28 protein-coding genes and 1 tRNA gene are annotated in these 16,669 nt (G+C 43.4%); 13 read left to right on the top strand and 16 right to left on the bottom strand.

Annotation, left to right across the window (positions count from 1 at the left end; all coding sequences use genetic code 11):
• Positions 1–122: 122 nt before the first annotated feature.
• The 11 genes from AABK37_RS16285 to AABK37_RS16335 form a co-directional block, all read right to left on the bottom strand.
• Complete coding sequence (locus AABK37_RS16285) at positions 123–851, bottom strand: ABC transporter ATP-binding protein (RefSeq protein WP_432552648.1); 729 nt, start codon at positions 849–851, stop codon at positions 123–125.
• A 142-nt stretch (positions 852–993) separates the two neighbouring features.
• Complete coding sequence (locus AABK37_RS16290) at positions 994–1,218, bottom strand: indolepyruvate ferredoxin oxidoreductase subunit alpha (protein ID WP_039753205.1); 225 nt, start codon at positions 1,216–1,218, stop codon at positions 994–996.
• A 138-nt stretch (positions 1,219–1,356) separates the two neighbouring features.
• Positions 1,357–2,568 carry an ATP phosphoribosyltransferase regulatory subunit gene (locus tag AABK37_RS16295; RefSeq protein ID WP_432552604.1) on the bottom strand — a complete coding sequence of 404 codons (1,212 nt, stop codon included), beginning with the start codon at positions 2,566–2,568 and terminating at the stop codon, positions 1,357–1,359.
• Complete coding sequence (locus AABK37_RS16300; RefSeq protein WP_432552605.1) at positions 2,568–3,527, bottom strand: J domain-containing protein; 960 nt, start codon at positions 3,525–3,527, stop codon at positions 2,568–2,570. The genes AABK37_RS16295 and AABK37_RS16300 overlap by 1 nt, the downstream gene beginning before the upstream one ends.
• Positions 3,512–3,703 (bottom strand): hypothetical protein, encoded by a 192-nt coding sequence (locus tag AABK37_RS16305; protein ID WP_432552606.1) that lies wholly within the window; start codon positions 3,701–3,703, stop codon positions 3,512–3,514. The genes AABK37_RS16300 and AABK37_RS16305 overlap by 16 nt, the downstream gene beginning before the upstream one ends.
• A 4-nt stretch (positions 3,704–3,707) precedes the next feature.
• The gene (locus AABK37_RS16310) at positions 3,708–4,511 is read right to left on the bottom strand and encodes an inositol monophosphatase family protein (RefSeq protein WP_432552607.1); all 804 of its coding nucleotides are present in this window, start codon (positions 4,509–4,511) and stop codon (positions 3,708–3,710) included.
• 14 nt (positions 4,512–4,525) lie between these two features.
• Positions 4,526–5,674 carry an MbnH family di-heme enzyme gene (locus tag AABK37_RS16315; RefSeq protein WP_432552608.1) on the bottom strand — a complete coding sequence of 383 codons (1,149 nt, stop codon included), beginning with the start codon at positions 5,672–5,674 and terminating at the stop codon, positions 4,526–4,528.
• A 5-nt stretch (positions 5,675–5,679) separates the two neighbouring features.
• Entirely contained in the window at positions 5,680–6,588 is a 909-nt protein-coding gene (locus tag AABK37_RS16320; protein WP_432552609.1) for an MbnP family copper-binding protein, read from the bottom strand.
• Positions 6,589–6,755: 167 nt separating this feature from the next.
• Positions 6,756–7,277, bottom strand: coding sequence for a thermonuclease family protein (locus tag AABK37_RS16325; RefSeq protein ID WP_432552610.1), 522 nt, complete (start codon positions 7,275–7,277; stop codon positions 6,756–6,758).
• 165 nt (positions 7,278–7,442) lie between these two features.
• Entirely contained in the window at positions 7,443–7,811 is a 369-nt protein-coding gene (locus AABK37_RS16330) for a 2Fe-2S iron-sulfur cluster-binding protein (RefSeq protein ID WP_039753195.1), read from the bottom strand.
• Positions 7,789–7,983, bottom strand: coding sequence for a hypothetical protein (locus AABK37_RS16335; protein ID WP_432552611.1), 195 nt, complete (start codon positions 7,981–7,983; stop codon positions 7,789–7,791). The genes AABK37_RS16330 and AABK37_RS16335 overlap by 23 nt, the downstream gene beginning before the upstream one ends.
• A gap of 68 nt (positions 7,984–8,051) precedes the next feature.
• Here AABK37_RS16335 and AABK37_RS16340 point away from each other — a divergent pair.
• A tRNA-Ser gene (locus AABK37_RS16340) sits at positions 8,052–8,136 on the top strand.
• A gap of 39 nt (positions 8,137–8,175) precedes the next feature.
• Here AABK37_RS16340 and tnpA read toward each other — a convergent pair.
• A complete protein-coding gene (tnpA, locus tag AABK37_RS16345) occupies positions 8,176–8,574 on the bottom strand; it encodes an IS200/IS605 family transposase (RefSeq protein WP_432552612.1) in 399 nt (132 codons plus the stop codon).
• A 51-nt stretch (positions 8,575–8,625) separates the two neighbouring features.
• Between tnpA and AABK37_RS16350 the strand changes: the two genes are divergently transcribed.
• From AABK37_RS16350 to AABK37_RS16365, 4 genes are all read left to right on the top strand, one after another.
• Positions 8,626–9,858 (top strand): RNA-guided endonuclease InsQ/TnpB family protein, encoded by a 1,233-nt coding sequence (locus AABK37_RS16350; protein ID WP_432552613.1) that lies wholly within the window; start codon positions 8,626–8,628, stop codon positions 9,856–9,858.
• A 207-nt stretch (positions 9,859–10,065) separates the two neighbouring features.
• Complete coding sequence (locus tag AABK37_RS16355; protein WP_432552614.1) at positions 10,066–10,254, top strand: hypothetical protein; 189 nt, start codon at positions 10,066–10,068, stop codon at positions 10,252–10,254.
• Complete coding sequence (locus tag AABK37_RS16360) at positions 10,251–10,643, top strand: hypothetical protein (RefSeq protein WP_432552615.1); 393 nt, start codon at positions 10,251–10,253, stop codon at positions 10,641–10,643. Before AABK37_RS16355 ends, AABK37_RS16360 begins: the two co-directional genes overlap by 4 nt.
• 30 nt (positions 10,644–10,673) lie before the next feature.
• The gene (locus tag AABK37_RS16365; protein WP_432552616.1) at positions 10,674–10,835 is read left to right on the top strand and encodes a hypothetical protein; all 162 of its coding nucleotides are present in this window, start codon (positions 10,674–10,676) and stop codon (positions 10,833–10,835) included.
• A gap of 116 nt (positions 10,836–10,951) precedes the next feature.
• Here the strand turns inward: AABK37_RS16365 and AABK37_RS16370 are convergent, their stop codons facing one another.
• The 3 genes from AABK37_RS16370 to AABK37_RS16380 all read right to left on the bottom strand — a co-directional run bounded on the left by AABK37_RS16370 (position 10,952) and on the right by AABK37_RS16380 (position 12,359).
• Entirely contained in the window at positions 10,952–11,536 is a 585-nt protein-coding gene (locus tag AABK37_RS16370; RefSeq protein ID WP_432552617.1) for a DUF4102 domain-containing protein, read from the bottom strand.
• A 66-nt stretch (positions 11,537–11,602) separates the two neighbouring features.
• A complete protein-coding gene (locus AABK37_RS16375; protein ID WP_432552618.1) occupies positions 11,603–12,031 on the bottom strand; it encodes a hypothetical protein in 429 nt (142 codons plus the stop codon).
• Positions 11,985–12,359, bottom strand: a complete 375-nt coding sequence (locus tag AABK37_RS16380; RefSeq protein WP_432552619.1) for a hypothetical protein — start codon at positions 12,357–12,359, stop codon at positions 11,985–11,987. The genes AABK37_RS16375 and AABK37_RS16380 overlap by 47 nt, the downstream gene beginning before the upstream one ends.
• A gap of 278 nt (positions 12,360–12,637) precedes the next feature.
• On the opposite strand from AABK37_RS16380, the gene AABK37_RS16385 reads away from it, so the two are divergent.
• From AABK37_RS16385 to AABK37_RS16410, 6 genes are all read left to right on the top strand, one after another.
• Positions 12,638–12,832, top strand: coding sequence for a hypothetical protein (locus tag AABK37_RS16385; RefSeq protein WP_432552620.1), 195 nt, complete (start codon positions 12,638–12,640; stop codon positions 12,830–12,832).
• On the top strand, positions 12,825–13,061 hold the full coding sequence (locus AABK37_RS16390) for a hypothetical protein (RefSeq protein WP_432552621.1): 237 nt from the start codon (positions 12,825–12,827) through the stop codon (positions 13,059–13,061). The genes AABK37_RS16385 and AABK37_RS16390 overlap by 8 nt, the downstream gene beginning before the upstream one ends.
• 112 nt (positions 13,062–13,173) lie before the next feature.
• A complete protein-coding gene (locus AABK37_RS16395; protein ID WP_432552622.1) occupies positions 13,174–13,482 on the top strand; it encodes a hypothetical protein in 309 nt (102 codons plus the stop codon).
• Positions 13,483–13,578: 96 nt separating this feature from the next.
• On the top strand, positions 13,579–13,773 hold the full coding sequence (locus tag AABK37_RS16400; RefSeq protein WP_432552623.1) for a hypothetical protein: 195 nt from the start codon (positions 13,579–13,581) through the stop codon (positions 13,771–13,773).
• Positions 13,774–14,160: 387 nt separating this feature from the next.
• A complete protein-coding gene (locus AABK37_RS16405) occupies positions 14,161–14,385 on the top strand; it encodes a hypothetical protein (RefSeq protein WP_432552624.1) in 225 nt (74 codons plus the stop codon).
• A 341-nt stretch (positions 14,386–14,726) separates the two neighbouring features.
• Positions 14,727–14,903, top strand: coding sequence for a hypothetical protein (locus AABK37_RS16410; RefSeq protein WP_432552625.1), 177 nt, complete (start codon positions 14,727–14,729; stop codon positions 14,901–14,903).
• Here AABK37_RS16410 and AABK37_RS16415 read toward each other — a convergent pair.
• A complete protein-coding gene (locus AABK37_RS16415; RefSeq protein WP_432552626.1) occupies positions 14,895–15,281 on the bottom strand; it encodes a hypothetical protein in 387 nt (128 codons plus the stop codon). The two genes, AABK37_RS16410 and AABK37_RS16415, sit on opposite strands and share 9 nt — an antisense overlap.
• Here AABK37_RS16415 and AABK37_RS16420 point away from each other — a divergent pair.
• Positions 15,280–15,492: a photosystem I reaction center subunit IV gene (locus AABK37_RS16420; protein WP_432552627.1), complete on the top strand. Its 213-nt coding sequence runs from the start codon at positions 15,280–15,282 to the stop codon at positions 15,490–15,492. The two genes, AABK37_RS16415 and AABK37_RS16420, sit on opposite strands and share 2 nt — an antisense overlap.
• 152 nt (positions 15,493–15,644) lie before the next feature.
• Positions 15,645–16,658, top strand: a complete 1,014-nt coding sequence (locus AABK37_RS16425) for a DNA-formamidopyrimidine glycosylase (RefSeq protein WP_432552628.1) — start codon at positions 15,645–15,647, stop codon at positions 16,656–16,658.
• The last annotated feature ends 11 nt before the right edge of the window (positions 16,659–16,669 follow it).

Below are 16,669 nucleotides of genomic sequence, written 5' to 3' on the forward strand. Positions count from 1 at the left end.
AGTAAACCACAATTGCTGAAAGTTAAAGTAACTTCTGTATACTTCTCAGCTTTAGAAGTGCGAGTTTTATGCCAAAGCCGCTTTTTCTTGACAAAACTTAATCAACTGGCTCCCCCATCTCCCTAATGCCTTTTCCCGGCACCAAGATACAATTCACCGACTTTCGGATCGTTCAACAAGTCTTGACCGGCGCCTGTGATAGCATCGCGTCCAGACTCTAGGACACAACCGCGATGAGCCATTTCCAGGGCTTTACGAGCATTTTGCTCTACTAGTACGATCGCTGTACCACTTTGATTAATTTGTTTAATCTGGTCGAATACTTGCGTTACCAAGATAGGAGATAAAGCCGCAGAAGGTTCATCTAATAGCAGCAAACTCGGTTCTAACATCAAAGCTTTGCCCATTGCTAACATTTGGCGTTCCCCTCCAGAAAGTGTGCCGGCACGTTGACGACGGCGATCGCTTAATCTAGGAAACATGCTAAATATTTTGTCTTTCAACGGCTTTAAAGCAACGTTGCGGACAAAAGCACCCATTTCTAAATTCTCTTCCACGCTGAGGGAGGGGAAAACGTTGGCGATTTGCGGTACATAGCACATTCCCCGCTGGACGATTTGATTTGACTTTAGTCCGGTGATATTTTCACCTTTGAAGGTAATTGTACCTGTATGAGGTGTCAAAAGTCCAAAAATCGTTTTTGCCAAGGTGGATTTACCAGCACCGTTGGGACCAATCACTGTAACTAATTCCCCAGCTTGTACCCGAAAATTTACGCCTTGCAAAATATCCACATCTTTAATATATCCAGCGCGGACATCGTTAACTTCTAGCAAATAGTCATTAGTCATTGGGCATTGGGCATTGGGCATTGGGCATTGGGGAGGCAGTGCGTTGGACGGGTTTCCCGGCTTGAAGCACCTGCCGTCATTAGTCAAGAGTCATTAGTCAAATAAAAATAACTATTGACTATGGACTCTGGACTAATAACTATTATGGCGTTTTCTGTAAATCCGGTCTTTCTTCCGGAACGATCGCTCCTTCTACCGGGCATACTTGAAGACATATACCACAGTCAATGCAGGTAGCAAAGTCAATCCAATACCAATCAGTTCCCTTGGTGTTTTTGCCCGGTCCTGGATGAATGCAAGCTACTGGACAGGCATCGACGCAATCTGCGACACCTTCACAAACATTAGTAACAATTGTATGCGGCATAATTCCCCTCTTGGATCGCTTATAGCTGTATTGAACCAGCTATTTATAGCCTAGCAACAATACTTAATCATCAATCCAAAGTCTATAGTATATGCTTTTTCACCAATGCCCAATGCCCCATGCCCCATGCCCCATGCCCTAGACCATTGACTCAATCATCGGCGATCCATCAGCTTTAATCCAGACAATTTGGGCAATTTGGCGATCGCGTACATATTCCCGAATTGCTTCTGCGTCACGTTCCCCCAAGTCGATTTCTACCCGCACTAATTCTATAGAATCTCGGAGTTTTTGTGCGTAAGCAAACGCCGCAGCGTAAGCATTTGCTGTCTCTGGTACTACTAAACAATTGCTGGCTGGTGTCGCTTGCGGTAAATACTTATTTAATAACAATATTTGGTATAAATCTTCTATATTGAGTGCAAAGCCAATACCGGGAATGTTTTCGCCTTGGGGATGATATAGTCCCAAAAGCTGGTCGTAGCGACCACCCCGCCCTAAAACCCGCGCTTGCGTTTCGGTATCACTGACAACTTCAAAGACAATGCCAGTGTAATAATCTATAGTTTGAATTAAGCTGAGGTCAAGAATTAACGGTAAATCCCCTTTGGATTCTAGTAATTCTACCAGAGATTTGAGATCGTTTACGGCTGTTTGCTGTTCGGCGTCTAATCCTAAATTGCTGACGAGTTCCAAAACATCTGCCGGGTTTCCGCGCAAATCTAACATGATTCTGGCGCGTTGTTTGAGTTCATCGCTCAAGGGTAAACTGTCGAGAGCAATACGATCTAAATTAGCGATCGCGCTTCTGACAGTAGCTTGTAGATTTGGGGGAAAAGCCGATAAAAGCGATCGCGTAATTCCCGCTTCGCCTAAAATTAAATGCCAATGTGAAATTGAAAGTGCTTGCAGACAATCAGCCACCAACAGCAGCACTTCTGCATTTCCCAACAATCCCCCACCACCAAGCAACTCTACCCCAGCTTGATAAAATTCTTGCTGGCGATTGTGCCTACTTTCTGTGGTGCGGCGAAACACATTGGCATTATAATACAAGCGTTGCGGAAAAGTAACACCAGCCATGCGTGTTACTGCGGTACGCGCAATTGAGGCTGTGAGTTCTGGACGCAAGCCTAATTCTTCATCTTCGGAATTTTGCAATTGAATCACTCTTTTGCGATCGATTGCTTCTCCCGCCATTAGAGTATCCATGCGTTCTAAAGTTGAGGTGATAATCCTGTGATATCCCCAACGGTGAAACACTTGTTCTAACCTATCTTCAATCCAGCGTTTTTGAGCTACATCTAAGGGTAATAAATCCCTTGCACCCGCTGCTGGTTGATACACCATTATTTTTTCTTCCCACCAAACAAACCGCCAAATAAACCACCATTGCCAGATTTATCTGATTGCTTACCCCCATTAGAGGATGAAGTCACTTTAGAACCACCTGGTTTTTGTCCCAAAGCCTGTTCTAGTACGCGTTTACCCTTCAATGCCGTTTCATCATTGGGGTCTAGTTGCAGAGCGCGGTCAAAGTGAACCTTTGCCATTGTGCTTTGATTTTGCTTCAAATACACCACTCCAATCAAGCTATGACAGCGACTATTATTAGGCTCTAGTTTTATGGCATCTTGCAATTCTACCCTAGCTTGTGCCAATTGATTTTTTCCGAGCAATTCTTGAGCGCGACGCAAATACTGAATTGCCACAGAATCTTCTTTTGGAGGCGCTGGTGGGGCAGGAGGAGGTGTATTAGTAGCTTTATTTGGGGTAGGTACACCTGTGTGAATTTGGCTTTGGGTTGCTTGCTGGGAAGCTGCAAATGATTTACCCGCAGTCCGCATTAAGTAAACTAAATTCAACTCACTGACATAAGCAACGATTTGTAGGACTTTTTCTAAAGAGTCATATTGAGTTTCGGCAATTTTAGCGATCGCACTTTTGTATGCATGATCCACATTTGGTGTACCAGCTAACTGCCTTGCCAAATCAGTGTTTAGTTCCACCGTAGATGAATCTTGTATCAAACGTTTGCCCATTTGCGACAAAACTACCATATATTCTGCACGCGTGCGATCGGCTGAGAGTTTTTCGTAAGCAGGATTAACCCACTTTGATAACAACTCAGTAGCTAGTTGTTTCTCAGCAGGGCTAGCGTTAGCATTACTATCAGGGTGCAGACGACGAGCGATTTTCAGATAGCGTTTGCGAATATCTTTTACATCCGCATCCACCGGAACACACAAAACTGCGTGATAATCTGTGAAATCATACTTAAACAGTCCACGATCTATTTTCCAAGACATATAGAGAGAAGCTTTGCACCAAGCAGTCCATTAGATTTTACTAGTGTACTTTGCTTCTGAGAAATGGCTATAAATTTAACATCATTGGGAATTGGGCATTGGGCATTGGGCATTGGGTAATTCCTCCCCTGCTTCCCCTGCCTCCCCTGCCTCCCCTGCTTCCCCTGCCTCCTCATCCCCTCATCCCCACGCTGACAAAGGGGGAACTTGCTGTAATTCTTGACTTAGCTGGTCGTGGATGTGACCGTTAGTGGCAAGAAGTTTACCAGACTCAATTTTTAAAGGAGTGCGATCGTAAGCTGTGACTTTACCGCCGGCTTCTTGTAGTAAAATAATGCCAGCGGTAATATCCCAAGGTGAAAGACCTCTTTCCCAATAACCATCCAAACGTCCGCAGGCGACATGTGCCAAATCTAAAGATGCGGAACCACTGCGTCTAACTCCTTGGGTTAGGTGGGTGAGGTGACAAAATTCGGCATAATTATTATCAGATGTTTCGCGGCGATCGTAGGCAAATCCGCTAACTAACAAACTTTTACTTAGTTCTGAAGTTTCGGAAACTTTGATCGGACGACGATTGCGCGTTGCTCCTAAACCCGTGGCTGCACGGTATAATTCATCGTGGAATGGGTCGTAAATCACACCAACTTGCGGAACACCATTAATTAACAGCCCAATAGAAACTGCAAAAAACGGATATTGATGAGCGTAGTTAGTTGTACCATCTAGGGGGTCGATCGCCCAAAGAAATTCATTGTCTTGATTTCCTAACTTACCTGATTCTTCAGCAAGTATAGAGTGTTCTGGAAAGTGGCGACGTAAAATATCCAAAATCACCACTTCGGAAGCTTTATCAGCAGCGGTGACTAAATCACCTGGGCGTCCTTTTTCGGTAATTGCGTCTTCTAATTTACCCAAGTAACCTTGCAAAACCGCACCGGCAGCTAATGCTGCTTCTGTAGCAATATCTAGGAAAATTTGCATATCTAGTTTATTTTTTACTGAACTTGCGGATTAGCTTGAGCTGGATTATTGATAAACGATTCATCCGTTAAACTTCGCAGGAATTCTAACAAATCTTGCTTTTCCTGTTGAGTCAATTTAAATCCAGAAATAAAGTTACTTTTGAAAGGATTTTTACTTCCTACCCCACTATCAATAGTTCTACCACCAGCTGCGTAGTGGTCGATAACTTCTTCTAAAGTAGGAATACTGCCATCATGCATATACGGAGCAGTCAAAGCAATATTTCGTAATGTGGGGGCTTTAAATCGACCCATATCTGACGGTTTATGTGTAATCTCATACACTCCAGTATTATTAGGTGGATATGCTCCTTTACCATCAATATTGTAAAGTCCTGTGTTGTGGAAAGCAATTTCCTCAAACGCCAAACGCTCATGTTTGATTGAGTCGCTGAAGTTGAAGCCACCGTGACAGTGGAAACATTCCAAACGTTCGCTATTAAACAGTGTCTCACCTCGCTTCGCCGCTGCTGAGATAGCATTTTTATCATTACCATAACGGTAACGGTCATAGGGGGAGTTGGCGGAAATCAAACTGCGTTCAAATGAAGCTAAAGCTTTTGTCAGGTTTTTCAGATTAATATTACTATCTCCTTTATCAAAAGCTGCGGCAAACAACTTTTGATAATTAGGGTCTTCTCGCAACATCTGCAAAATATCATTTTCCTTTCCTGTCAAACCCATTTCTACCGGATGTTCGCCAAACATTGGTATCAATGCTTGCACCTCTAGCTTTTTCATCCCTGGATGCGCCCAAGTGAGAACGGAGTTGTAAGCTATATTTACCAGACTCATTGAATTTCGCGGGTGATTTTCTTGGGTTGCCCCCACAGCGATCGCTTTACCATCGGTGAAAGCTAGCTTTTGAATGTGACAGGAAGCACAGGAAAATTCCCCATTAATAGAAAGGCGTTTTTCATAAAAAAGATAACGACCGAGTTCTACTTTTTCTGCTGTCATCGGGTTATCAGCAGGGACAACTGGCTTTGGCATCCAAGAGGGGATATTCCAGACGTAAGCAGTGTTTGGTGCTGATAAAACTTTACTCAGACCGATAGATAAGCAGAATGTTATTGCGAAAATCACTGTTAAAGCAAACCAGCGTTTCCACTTAAAAATCATGTGCTTTACTCAACTCGAAAAAAACTTGGTTTTGGTGAGATACCACCAAAAGGTATACCAAAGCTTGCCATAATGCCAGCGCAGTCATTGTCATTAGGTTCTGACATACATCCAGGTGATGTATTTGGCTGATTGCGGTTGAGATTTGTGCTTGCTAGCAGTCTAGCTATATCAGCAACAACGATGTTTTTGGCTGGATTAAAGTTAGTAAAGGTGATAGTTGATGTGTTGGCATTGCTACATTCTGTTGCTGGTTTTTGGGTAGAGGTTTCGGCTTGACAACCGGTGCTACCTAAGTGGATGAGAAAGCCGTTGCCATTTTCTTTATCGTTATGTTGGTGCTGCTTGTGCATGGTTGCTTGGGCAGTACGTTGATTTTCAAAGTCGATGCGAGCAAACTTGTATCCAAGACGCCAACTCCACCATAACGAGGTGAGATTTAAAGGTGAAGGGGCAAGGGTGGAGTCTTCGTGATTCAAGTTAGAAGGGACACCCAAAGTAAATTTTAAGCCTTTGTAGTTGCCTTTGGGAATTGTACCGACTACGCGATCGCTCGTTTCGATTGTACCATTAACGCAACCACCAGTTTTATTTTCAAAGTCGATGAGAGCGACGTTTTGATATTGCCATTTACCATCTTGCTTGAGGTTGAGAGGAACAGCTTTACCATTAGCATCAATCAGCGCAATGTCAGAAACGTAAAAGCGGAAATCTAAAGCAGTAACAGTTGTAGCAGGTTTCCCTAATTGATAACTAGTGCCACAACTAAAGGCATTATTACCGACCTTACCCGCAAATTTGATTGTAACTTCTTCGGTTTGAGAGGCGATCGCTTGTTTGGACTGAGTATTGATAAATGGGATTCCCACTAAAATTGCCAGAACAAACGTAGTACATTTTACATTTAATTTCATATGAATTTAGACTCCGTAGTAAGCGCTGTCTTCGCTTGAAATTGAGCGATAAATCGCTCACTACTATTAATCACACACATATCAAAATTGCCATCTTTTGTCAAAAGACAACTTGTCTAACTACACGCCTTGCCCAAATTCATCAATAAAAGTAGTTTACAATTTACCTAACGATTTTGACAGCGAAACTCAGCAGGAGTCAGACGCATCGGTTTTTCCGGGTTCCAAATGCCTTGTTGCATGAGTCTAGCCCATTGTTGAGCGCGATCTAAAAGTTGGTCGTATTTATGATTAGGCGATCGCGCAACAAACAGCACATTCCCTTGTTTGACTAGCCGTTCATTCAAGAACACCTTATCTTTCCACACATAAGCCAAAGTCCGCCCAATTTTGTCTTTGGGTTGGATATCAAACTCCAGCTTGACATATTGTTCTGCACCGCCAATCATCATTTCTAACGCATCTTTCGCCGTATCTCCCCACGGACGCTGGCGCAAATCTGGTGCTTCTATACCAACCAACCGCACCTGAGAAATCAAATTCGGTTGCTCTGCCAAGCCTAACACCTCCAACGTCTGCCCGCTCACCACCCGCGCTACTTTCACCAAAGGCTGATTGTCAGCAAGCGGGGTTTTAGGTTGACAACCCACTAGAAGTAACAGGCAAGCTAAAATTATGATTTTAATCATTGGTTAATTGTTAGTGGTTAGTGGTTAATTGTTAGTGCTTATTGGTTAATTGATGTTAGTATTTGTAGGGTGCGTTACGGATTTAAACAATCACGCACCCTACGTATATTTCTTATCAATTAACTACTATCAACCATCAACTAACTACTATCAACTAACAACTCCTTAATCTTCATCTAAAGGTAAACCCGCTTTCACTTTTCCTCTAGCAAAATAGCGTCCAAACTGAAGTTCATAAACTTCGTCTTCGTCTTGTGTCTCCACGTATAAATCAGAACGTGCGTAACTGACACACAACAGCGCATAACCTTGACGCTGCAACTCTGGGGAAAGTCCGATCGCCTCCGGTTGATAAATTTCTCCTGACAGCACTCGCACAGCACAAGTGGTACAAGCCCCATTTCGGCACAAAAACGGCAGTTCTACCCCTTGTTTTTCGCCGCTGTGCAGAATGTAGCGGTCTTCTGGCACTTCTAAGGTATATTCTTTACCAGAAGCGCGATCGCGAACTTTAATTGTGTATGTACGAGACATGTTGATTTTGGATTGGGTAATTGGTAATTGGGCATAGGGCATAGGGCATAGGGCATAGGGCATAGGGCATTGGGCATCGGTAAGAAAGAAGAAATATTTCTCCCCCTGCCCCCCTGCCCCCCTGCCCGATTACCCATTCCCCATTCCCCACTCCCCACTCCCCATTCCCCATTCCCCATTCCCAAAAAATATCTTTGCATTTTTTGCTATTTTATAGTAATATTATAAATTGTGGCATCTGGAGAGATGGCCGAGTGGTTGAAGGCGCAGCACTGGAAATGCTGTTTAGGGCAACTTAACCAGGGTTCGAATCCCTGTCTCTCCGTTTTTCTGACCGAAAAAATGGGACACAAGCCCCGTCGTTCTACGACGGCTTTTCTTGATTCCTAATATATTCTTTTAATACCTCTAAGGGCGCTCCACCTACAGAAATAGCGAAATAACTAGGACTCCATAGCGCTTCTTTATGAGGTTTTTTGTATCCAGCTTGCCCATAGCGACGGCTAGAAACACCTTTTAATGCGTTAACTATTTGAGAGATGGATAACTTGGGCGGATACTCAATCAGCGCGTGAACATGATTAGCCTCACCATTAAATTCAATTATTTGAAAATCCATTTTTTTAGCCACTTCTTGAAATGAATTTTCAATTTCCGCAAGACTTTCTAATGTAAATACAGCCCTACGGTATTTCGTAACGCAGACCAAATGTATTTTTAAATCTGTAAAACTATGCCTTTCCCTACGAAACAGGCTTGTCATTTTATGCAGACCAATATATAATATATCTACAGACCAATTATAGCACTAAGCATGAAAGCCAGATATCAATATCGTTTTTATCCAACAGACCAACAGCAACGAAGCCTAGCTCAATTGTTTGGTTGTGTTCGTGTTGTGTGGAACGATGCCCTGGCTATCTGTAAGGGTTTAGAGAAGCTACCAAGTAATAATGACTTGCAAAAGCTAGTTATTACTCAAGCGAAGAAAACTCTTGAACGGCAATGGTTATCTGAAGTATCTAATATCCCGTTGCAACAATCTGTTGCGGATTTGGGCGTTGCATACAAAAACTTTTTCGACTCTCTAAAAGGGAAACGTAAAGGGGCGGCGGTTCGCCGGACAGAAGATTCTGTCCGGCGACACGCCTTCAAGAAAGTAGGTAGACCCAAATTTAAAAAGAAAACTAATCAGCAGTCAGCACGATTTAGGATAGGAGGTTTCACATTTCAAGGGAAGCAAGTTTACTTGGCTAAAATTGGTAATGTTAGCCCTATTTGGTCTAGAGATTTGCCCTCTTCGCCTAGCTCGTTAACTGTAATTAAAGATTGCGCTAACCGCTATTTCTTGAGCTTTGTAGTAGAAGTTGAACCCGTCAACATTGATGCCAAAAACCAAAGTATTGGTATTGATTTAGGAATCAAAACTTTTGCTGTAATGTCGGATGGATCTAAAGCCGAAAGCCCTAACTATTCAAGTCTAGATAGAAAAATTCGCAAACTTCAGAAAAAACTAGCACGTCAACCTAAAGAATCAAAACGTAGAAATATCACTCGCATTAGAATTGCGAAATTGCATAATCAAATTGCAGATATTCGCAAAGATTTTTTGCATAAACTTTCTACCAAAATAGTGAGCGAAAACCAAGCTATTGTTTTGGAAGATTTAAATGTTTCGGGTCTGGTTAAAAACCGTAAACTTTCTAGAGCCATCAGCCTTCAAGGGTGGAGAGAATTTAGAACGTTGTGCGAAGGTAAATCTGAAAAATTTAATAGAATTTTTCATGTCATAAATCGATGGGAACCAACAAGCCAAATATGTTCTGATTGCGGTTACAAGTGGGGCAAGCTAGATTTAAAAGTTCGACTAGTAAAATGCTTAGGTTGTGGATCTGAACATGATCGGGATGAAAATGCCGCAAAAAATATAAATAAAGTCGGGACAGGGCATTGCCACGACTCTAAACGGACGCAGAGGAATTGTAAGACTACTTCAGTAGCAGAATCCGTTGAAGCGTCAAGAATCACCGAGGCTTCAGCCCGGTGAGTATGTCAAAGTAGTATATGGCTTTCAACCATTTTTGTTCAGTCTATAAATGGTTAAATGGTTGAATAGGGAAAAATTATAAATAAATATTGATAGAGATTTGGAATTTTTGGACCACTTGGATCTGTTTGTGGTTCAGGTGATGGGCTTGGGGACGGCGTGGGAGTTGGTGTTGGCGTCGGCGACGGTGTCGGCGTGGGAGTTGGCGTGGGAGTTGGCGACGGTGTCGGCGTTGGCGTCGGCGTGGGAGTTGGCGTCGGTGTTGGTGTCGGCGTTGGCGTGGGAGTTGGCGACGGCGTGGGAGTTGGCGTGGGAGTAACACTGCTTGGTTTCGGAAAAACAATGTTAGCGGGAAATGCTGAAGCCGGAAATCCAGTCATCGTGTTTAAGCTGTGAAACCTGAAGGGCGCCTTCTGTTACTCGACTCTGAGTTGACCAGCATTGCTAACACCTACATTGCTACTAGTGGACTTCCTAACAATCAAAGGTTTGACTGTCTCTCATCCCCAGGTAAAGGACCAATTCCTGCTAATAACGTTATTGGCGTTGACTGCTACCAAGTTGCAACCACACCTATATATATGCCCGGTGTGCGCGGCGTTGAGGGTAACTTTTACAAAATTAACCCACATATGGTGACGGTTAATGACGTGCAGCGCGGTGACTTTGGGGTACATTTTGACAGCAATACGCCCGGTAGCAGCGGGGTGCGTAGTGTTAAGAACCAGCGTTGGTTGGCAAGCCTTCGAGAAAGACATGAAACTTTTATTAACCTCTGGGGTTAAAGAAATCCCCTTATTAGTGAGCTACAGCCGATGAATAAATTGTTTTTAGATATTGAAACTTTTTACGACAAACTGCAAGCAGGGGAATTTGACGAACCTTTAGCGCTGGCTGGAGTACTTCAAAAACTGGCTTCGGCGGGTTGGCAACAAGTTGACCAGATGTATCAACCGTCAATCCAAATCGATTCGTAAGGTTATAGTGATGGTTACTTAATTTTCGTTTGTGATCGCTTGACGTAACACGATCACCTTTTTCTACTGCTTTAGCACTTTGGCACAATTGTACTTTCCGAGCTGAGTTGCGTGGACTAACTCCTAAGACTTCGGATTAACGCGATTATCTCTTGGAGGGATTGACCATCCAGAATCGCCTCAAGGACAGCCTGCTTTTTCAAATTGGCTTTTGGCGATCGCACTGCCCCAATGTAAATTCGGTTTTTCTTCCTTCCTTCCATCCAGCAGTAGCGATAGTACCAATATTTGTTACCAACTCTTTCAACCCAATACTTTTCTACCCAATGAGTAGGGCTTTCCTCGGTATGACGGTCGTATAGTTTCGTATCGTGTTGGGGCGCAATTTTTTTAGTATCACTAATAACTTGCGCCCCAACACTTTTGTACGGAGACTCATCAAAGGAAAGTTGCGCCCCAACACGTTGATTTTGTTGGGGCGCAACTAGAGCGCGGCGTGTGGACGGACAGAATTTTCTGTCCGCGCCAACCGCCGCGTCAACGTCAAAAATTATTTCAGTTTTGGCATTGATGCTTAAAAATGCCTGTTCAACAATACCATCGGCTTGTGCCTTCAGTTCATCCCAGTAAGGATCGTAAATTACCTTGATTTGAGGCTGAGTAGGAAAGTCAAACAGCTGCAATTGAAGAGGTTGATGCATAATTTATAATTCGAGCTTTTTAACGCGCCGCCACTTTCGATGGCGGTTTTTCTTTATCAGGCGCAATCAACTATCAATAAAAGCCATTCGCCTTTCTTGAGGTTTTGATAAGTCTTGCAGAAAACTTTCTATTTGCAGTTTGATATCTTCTCCAATAAAACGATTTTGTGTTAGGTCGCGCAAAGTTTCATCGAAGGTTCTAGGGGCACTCATACCCCGGTCTGACCAGACAAATTTAAATTTGGAGAGAAATCTTTGTAGATGGAATTCGTCAAAGCTAGAGACTAATTCAAGCCGCCTGTCGTCAATTTTCCATCTGTATCTGTGATCAAAGATGTCAAAAATGGTCTGTTTCATAGTTGGAGTCCATCCATCTGCGTATTTAAAGCAAGTTTCTAGAACTTTGGCTAACTTCTTACCTATCTTTCCCCCACTCGCACGAGCTTTCTCAAGAAGCTCGTGATGAAACGCTTGAAAACTCAGGGGTTTCGGCAATTTCCACCGTTGATTTTATGTCGGATATCGCCGTGTTTGTGTCGGATATCGCCGTGTTTATGTCGGATGTCGCCGTGTTTGTGTCGGATATAATTTCAGCTTCTTCACTGCACCAAAAGTCTTTAATTCTTCTAGCGCCATGCAGATTAATTACTAACCAGCCTGCTGTTTTTCGACTGTCATGTATGCAGGTATCGCGCTTAAATTCAAATAGTCCAGCTGCGTATAAAATCTTTCTAGCTAACCTAAATGCTGTTGATGTGAGGTTAGTTGACAGCTTCTCCCATCGACTGCCAAATGGGTCTGATACCCAACATTCATTCCACAATGTTTAAACTGCTTTTACTTGTTGCGTTATCCATGTAATGTCTGATACGGGGATAATGCAATGAGGTTTGTTGTACTTTACTGAAACTTTATTTTCGCGACTGGGGAAAGAAACTAATTGATTTTGTAGCATAGAGGATTTGACCGTCAATGAAAAAGCGATCGCGCTTGATTACTAGTCTTGTGCGATCGCCTTTTCTAGAGTTCAAAAACAAAACTCAGCAACCATAGCGGAACGCTGGGTTTCGACTCCAAATAAAAATAAGGAGCAATCTAATAATGTCAGATAAATACGTCTCTAAGCAACTGAAATTCTACAAAACCGCCTCATCAAAACAAGCAAAGGACAATGCTCTTTACCGGATAGGGACTTACTTGGAAGTCAGCCCTTGCGACGGTAACGCCAATCTCACAGAAGAACGGCGAACAATTATCCTGGATTACTCTAAGTGTAAGGGCGGCAATAATGAGTAAACATGTAGACCCAAACCTCTACGGTGCAACCTTGAGAGCTTGTGAAGAATCCGGCGTACGCGAAGATTTAACGTACAAGGCTGCTGTGATAATCGCTACTGATGATGCCGGAGCGCCCAACTTGGGACGCACACCTTCAGACCAGGAAATCATCAAGCAAGTGCTGCCATATCTTCAGTCTAGGGGTAAAGCCGAATCAAAGAGAACGACCGCACTCCATTATTTTTAGGGGTGGCGGCGCGGGCGCGTCGCCATCTGGCTGCACATTAAGAATACCGAGTTACAGACAGCACTTATCCAGTGTCAGAACGAGTTTCAAGGCTTTAAGAACGGGGTGATTTATGGAAAATAATCGGTTACGCCGCGTCGAATGGGTCGATCTCAAACTACCTTCTGTGCGAGAGTTTGACCGTTTTGTTGGCTGGGCAATTGGTCGAGCGGCTTTTTCAATGTGGTTTTTCGGTTTAACCGCAATTAGAACTGCTTGCAAAATTGGGCTGGTAGTCGTTGACCAAACCGAAAAAGCTACCCACCATATCCTTGATGTCTACACCCAAATGCCACACATGGGGATTGTAGAAGCTAAATATATGGATGTTACTTCAACAAGTGTTAGTGACTTAGAAGTAGTCACAGACGAGGAATTTTAATTTTGGTGCGATCGCGCTCTTGAGTGTGCGTTCGCGAAGCGTTGCCGTACTCGGCATCGCACTCTCCAACTCAGACAGACGTATTTTATCACCACCATGAAAATTGAAACTATCACTTACAAGCGGATCAAAAACCTGGGGAACTATCAGTCCGAAACTTTTGAAGCGATCGCCACTATTGCCGAAGAGGAAGACCCTCACTTGGCTGGGGAGGAACTGAAAGCTTTTGTTTGGGCACAACTTTACCCGCCCGTAATTAAAGACGATCCGGAACTCCCAAGAGATTTTTAGCGGACAGATTGATAGTTGGAACTTAGCTACAAAGCTATTAGAGCAACGTTGCAATCATTGTCAAATAAATTGGAGGTTTTAGTAATGTTTAAGTCCCTACAACCGTCAGATAACCCTGATTACGTTTTAATTCACAAGCGTAGCATTGTTGGTAAATACGTTCGTCATCGCTCAAATGTCTCTCACACTTGAAAGTTTTATTGACCTTCAAGCAGCAACTGTTGCTGAAGAATTCGGTAATCTTGCACGATATGAAGTTAATCAGATGTCAACCGAGAAAATAAACAAAGGATGTGCAAAGTATTCTTGATAACGCCGACACGCAAAACGGTTTAACAATCGTCGTCGATAATTCGCCTAATATCGACAATTAAATCGGAGGTTTTAATGCGATTAAAAAACAATGAAATTGTAATGGGTAAGTCGGAATTTTTAACTAATTCCTTACTTGCGGGAATTGCTTGTCAAATACTCGCACAAACTTCTCAGCTAGAAATAAACGAGTGGATGGAATATTTATCTGATAGAGCAGACGAGCAATACAGACTCCGGACACCCAAGCAGCGCGAAGACATGATTAACGCCTGTTTACAAATTAGCAAAGAGGTTTGATGGTTGATTACGAAAAACGGCTGCAACGTATTGAAAACACAATTGATAATCTCAAATCTTACTTACAGTATCTGTATGAGGATGTAGAAGCTTTATCAAACCTAGTTAACAAGCAAGACTGCTCTGCTGATCTTGAGAGCATCAGGCATCGGTTATGGAAAAATTCTGTCCAATTAAAAACTTTGAATAATCTACGCAAATAACCGCATAAAGGAGGCTACGCCCACCCAGTAGCCGAAACGGTGGAGACATCCACCGTCGCGGACCCTTGTCCAAACCAACTGCTGCTACAGATATCTTGAAAGTGAATCGGGTTTTTACCTTATTGATTTCGCGGATCGTTGTCTGTAGCATTTTACCCCGTTGCCGATGAATTTGGATTTGGGTTAAGAGTGCGATCGCTCTTGCTGTCCCACATTTACCCGTTAGACAATTTCCTTGGAACCGACAGAAAACCCGTAATTGAAATAATTACGACGGATAAAGGCAAAGTTCATAAGCGCGATCGCTCACTTTGAGCCTTCAAACTCAAAGCGCGGGATGGGGCTAATTGAAGATACCAGCGGTAAATCGCAGCGCTGGATTCCTGAGGCTTGGTGGGCATTGCCGTCAAGCTTTGTGGCAATGGTGCTTAACCAGAATTGAACCAAAAGCCAATCGTCGGCTACAAACTGAAGTGGGGCAGTACCTGGGCAATTACGTTGATAAATTGAAAATTGGCGGTACACCAGCAAAAGTAGCTCAATCGCGTTGCTGTGCAAAGGCTGCAACGCTTTTATTTCAAAAACTGACTCGACAAATAACTTAACAAACAAATAAAGGTAACGGCTAAGTCTTATAGTGAAATCAATTAGCCGTATAAATAGGCGATTGACTACTAAGAGGGAAAAACTCATGGTTCAACGTGGTTCTAAAGTACGTATCCTCCGTAAAGAATCCTACTGGTTTCAGGATGTAGGAACCGTGGCATCTATTGACCCAGGCGGCATCAAATACCCAGTAATTGTCCGCTTTAACAAGGTAAATTACTCAGGCATCAACACCAATAACTTTGGTGAGGATGAATTAATAGAAATTGAAGCACCCAAAGCAAAGGCGAAAAAGTAACTAGGGCATGGGTAATGGGTAATGGGTAATGGGTAATGGGTAATGGGGTAATTCCTCTTTGTCTGCCTACTTCCCATCTCCCCTACCTCCCTGTCGCTATAAACTGTAAAGTGCTTTAATTAATGCGTGGTTTGCGTTCCTCGTGCTCACTGATGCCTGAATTACCTGAAGTAGAAACAGTCCTTAGGGGTCTAAATCAATTGACCCTTAATCAAGAAATTACGGGTGGAGATGTATTGCTTTCTCGAGCGATCGCTTACCCGTTTTCTTCTTTTGAGTTTATTTCTGGAATTAAAGGCAGTGCGATCTTCACTTGGCATCGTCGCGGCAAATATCTTCTAGCCGAACTTAGCAGCCAAGGGGGACAGGGGGACAGGGGGGACAAGGGGAGCCAGTGCGTTGCGCGGGTTTCCCGCGTTGAAGCATCTGGCGTGGACAGGGGGGACAAGGAGGCAGGGGGAGTTTGTCTCCCCATCCCCCCATCTCACCCTCTCCCCATCCCCCCATCCCCCCCTCTCCCCATCTCCCCATCCCCCACTTCCTTCTTAGGGGTTCATCTGCGAATGACTGGTCAACTACTGTGGGTGCATCGAGATGAACCGTTGCACAAGCACACGCGAGTGAGATTATTCTTTGGTTCAAAGCAAGAATTACGCTTTGTTGACCAACGCACTTTTGGTAAAATGTGGTGGGTTCCTCCAGGAGTTGCTGTTGAAAGTATCATTACTGGTCTACAAAAGCTGGGAGTAGACCCGTTTTCACCGGAATTTACTGTAGAGTATTTAGCAAGTAAGTTGCAAAATCGCCGCCGTCCCATCAAGACTGCGTTATTAGATCAATCAGTCGTGGCTGGGTTAGGCAACATTTATGCTGATGAAGCTTTGTTTCTGAGTGGAATACGACCAGAAACACTGTGTATAGATTTGAAAACAGAGCAAATTGAACGTTTGCGATCGCACATTATTCAAGTGCTAGAAAACAGCATTGCCGCTGGAGGCACGACTTTTAGTAATTTCCTCAATATAAAAGGTGTAAACGGTAACTATGGCGGTATAGCCTGGGTTTACAACCGCGCTGGAGAACCTTGTCGAGTATGTGGTACAGCAATTGAGCGAACTAGATTAGGTGGGCGTTCCAGTCACTTTTGTATACAGTGTCAGCATTAATTGAGTTTCGT

Source organism: Tolypothrix sp. VBCCA 56010 (genome assembly GCF_050875635.1).
Taxonomy (GTDB): Bacteria; Cyanobacteriota; Cyanobacteriia; order Cyanobacteriales; family Nostocaceae; genus Hassallia.

Bases quoted from the DNA above. Each gene is read 5' to 3' on its own strand.
- AABK37_RS16285 (WP_432552648.1), bottom strand. From the start codon at position 851: ATGACTAATGACTATTTGCTAGAAGTTAACGATGTCCGCGCTGGATAT.
- AABK37_RS16365 (WP_432552616.1), top strand. From the start codon at position 10,674: ATGAATAAATTGTTTTTAGATATTGAAACTTTTTACGACAAACTGCAA.
- AABK37_RS16405 (WP_432552624.1), top strand. From the start codon at position 14,161: ATGCGATTAAAAAACAATGAAATTGTAATGGGTAAGTCGGAATTTTTA.
- AABK37_RS16420 (WP_432552627.1), top strand. From the start codon at position 15,280: ATGGTTCAACGTGGTTCTAAAGTACGTATCCTCCGTAAAGAATCCTAC.
- AABK37_RS16325 (WP_432552610.1), bottom strand. From the start codon at position 7,277: ATGATTAAAATCATAATTTTAGCTTGCCTGTTACTTCTAGTGGGTTGT.
- AABK37_RS16320 (WP_432552609.1), bottom strand. From the start codon at position 6,588: ATGAAATTAAATGTAAAATGTACTACGTTTGTTCTGGCAATTTTAGTG.
- AABK37_RS16385 (WP_432552620.1), top strand. From the start codon at position 12,638: ATGTCAGATAAATACGTCTCTAAGCAACTGAAATTCTACAAAACCGCC.
- AABK37_RS16300 (WP_432552605.1), bottom strand. From the start codon at position 3,527: ATGTCTTGGAAAATAGATCGTGGACTGTTTAAGTATGATTTCACAGAT.
- AABK37_RS16305 (WP_432552606.1), bottom strand. From the start codon at position 3,703: ATGAGGAGGCAGGGGAAGCAGGGGAGGCAGGGGAGGCAGGGGAAGCAG.
- AABK37_RS16290 (WP_039753205.1), bottom strand. From the start codon at position 1,218: ATGCCGCATACAATTGTTACTAATGTTTGTGAAGGTGTCGCAGATTGC.
- AABK37_RS16350 (WP_432552613.1), top strand. From the start codon at position 8,626: ATGAAAGCCAGATATCAATATCGTTTTTATCCAACAGACCAACAGCAA.
- tnpA (WP_432552612.1), bottom strand. From the start codon at position 8,574: ATGACAAGCCTGTTTCGTAGGGAAAGGCATAGTTTTACAGATTTAAAA.
- AABK37_RS16425 (WP_432552628.1), top strand. From the start codon at position 15,645: ATGCCTGAATTACCTGAAGTAGAAACAGTCCTTAGGGGTCTAAATCAA.
- AABK37_RS16310 (WP_432552607.1), bottom strand. From the start codon at position 4,511: ATGCAAATTTTCCTAGATATTGCTACAGAAGCAGCATTAGCTGCCGGT.
- AABK37_RS16400 (WP_432552623.1), top strand. From the start codon at position 13,579: ATGAAAATTGAAACTATCACTTACAAGCGGATCAAAAACCTGGGGAAC.
- AABK37_RS16295 (WP_432552604.1), bottom strand. From the start codon at position 2,568: ATGGTGTATCAACCAGCAGCGGGTGCAAGGGATTTATTACCCTTAGAT.
- AABK37_RS16315 (WP_432552608.1), bottom strand. From the start codon at position 5,674: ATGATTTTTAAGTGGAAACGCTGGTTTGCTTTAACAGTGATTTTCGCA.
- AABK37_RS16390 (WP_432552621.1), top strand. From the start codon at position 12,825: ATGAGTAAACATGTAGACCCAAACCTCTACGGTGCAACCTTGAGAGCT.
- AABK37_RS16330 (WP_039753195.1), bottom strand. From the start codon at position 7,811: ATGTCTCGTACATACACAATTAAAGTTCGCGATCGCGCTTCTGGTAAA.
- AABK37_RS16370 (WP_432552617.1), bottom strand. From the start codon at position 11,536: ATGCATCAACCTCTTCAATTGCAGCTGTTTGACTTTCCTACTCAGCCT.
- AABK37_RS16395 (WP_432552622.1), top strand. From the start codon at position 13,174: ATGGAAAATAATCGGTTACGCCGCGTCGAATGGGTCGATCTCAAACTA.
- AABK37_RS16415 (WP_432552626.1), bottom strand. From the start codon at position 15,281: ATGAGTTTTTCCCTCTTAGTAGTCAATCGCCTATTTATACGGCTAATT.
- AABK37_RS16335 (WP_432552611.1), bottom strand. From the start codon at position 7,983: ATGGGGAATGGGGAGTGGGGAGTGGGGAATGGGGAATGGGTAATCGGG.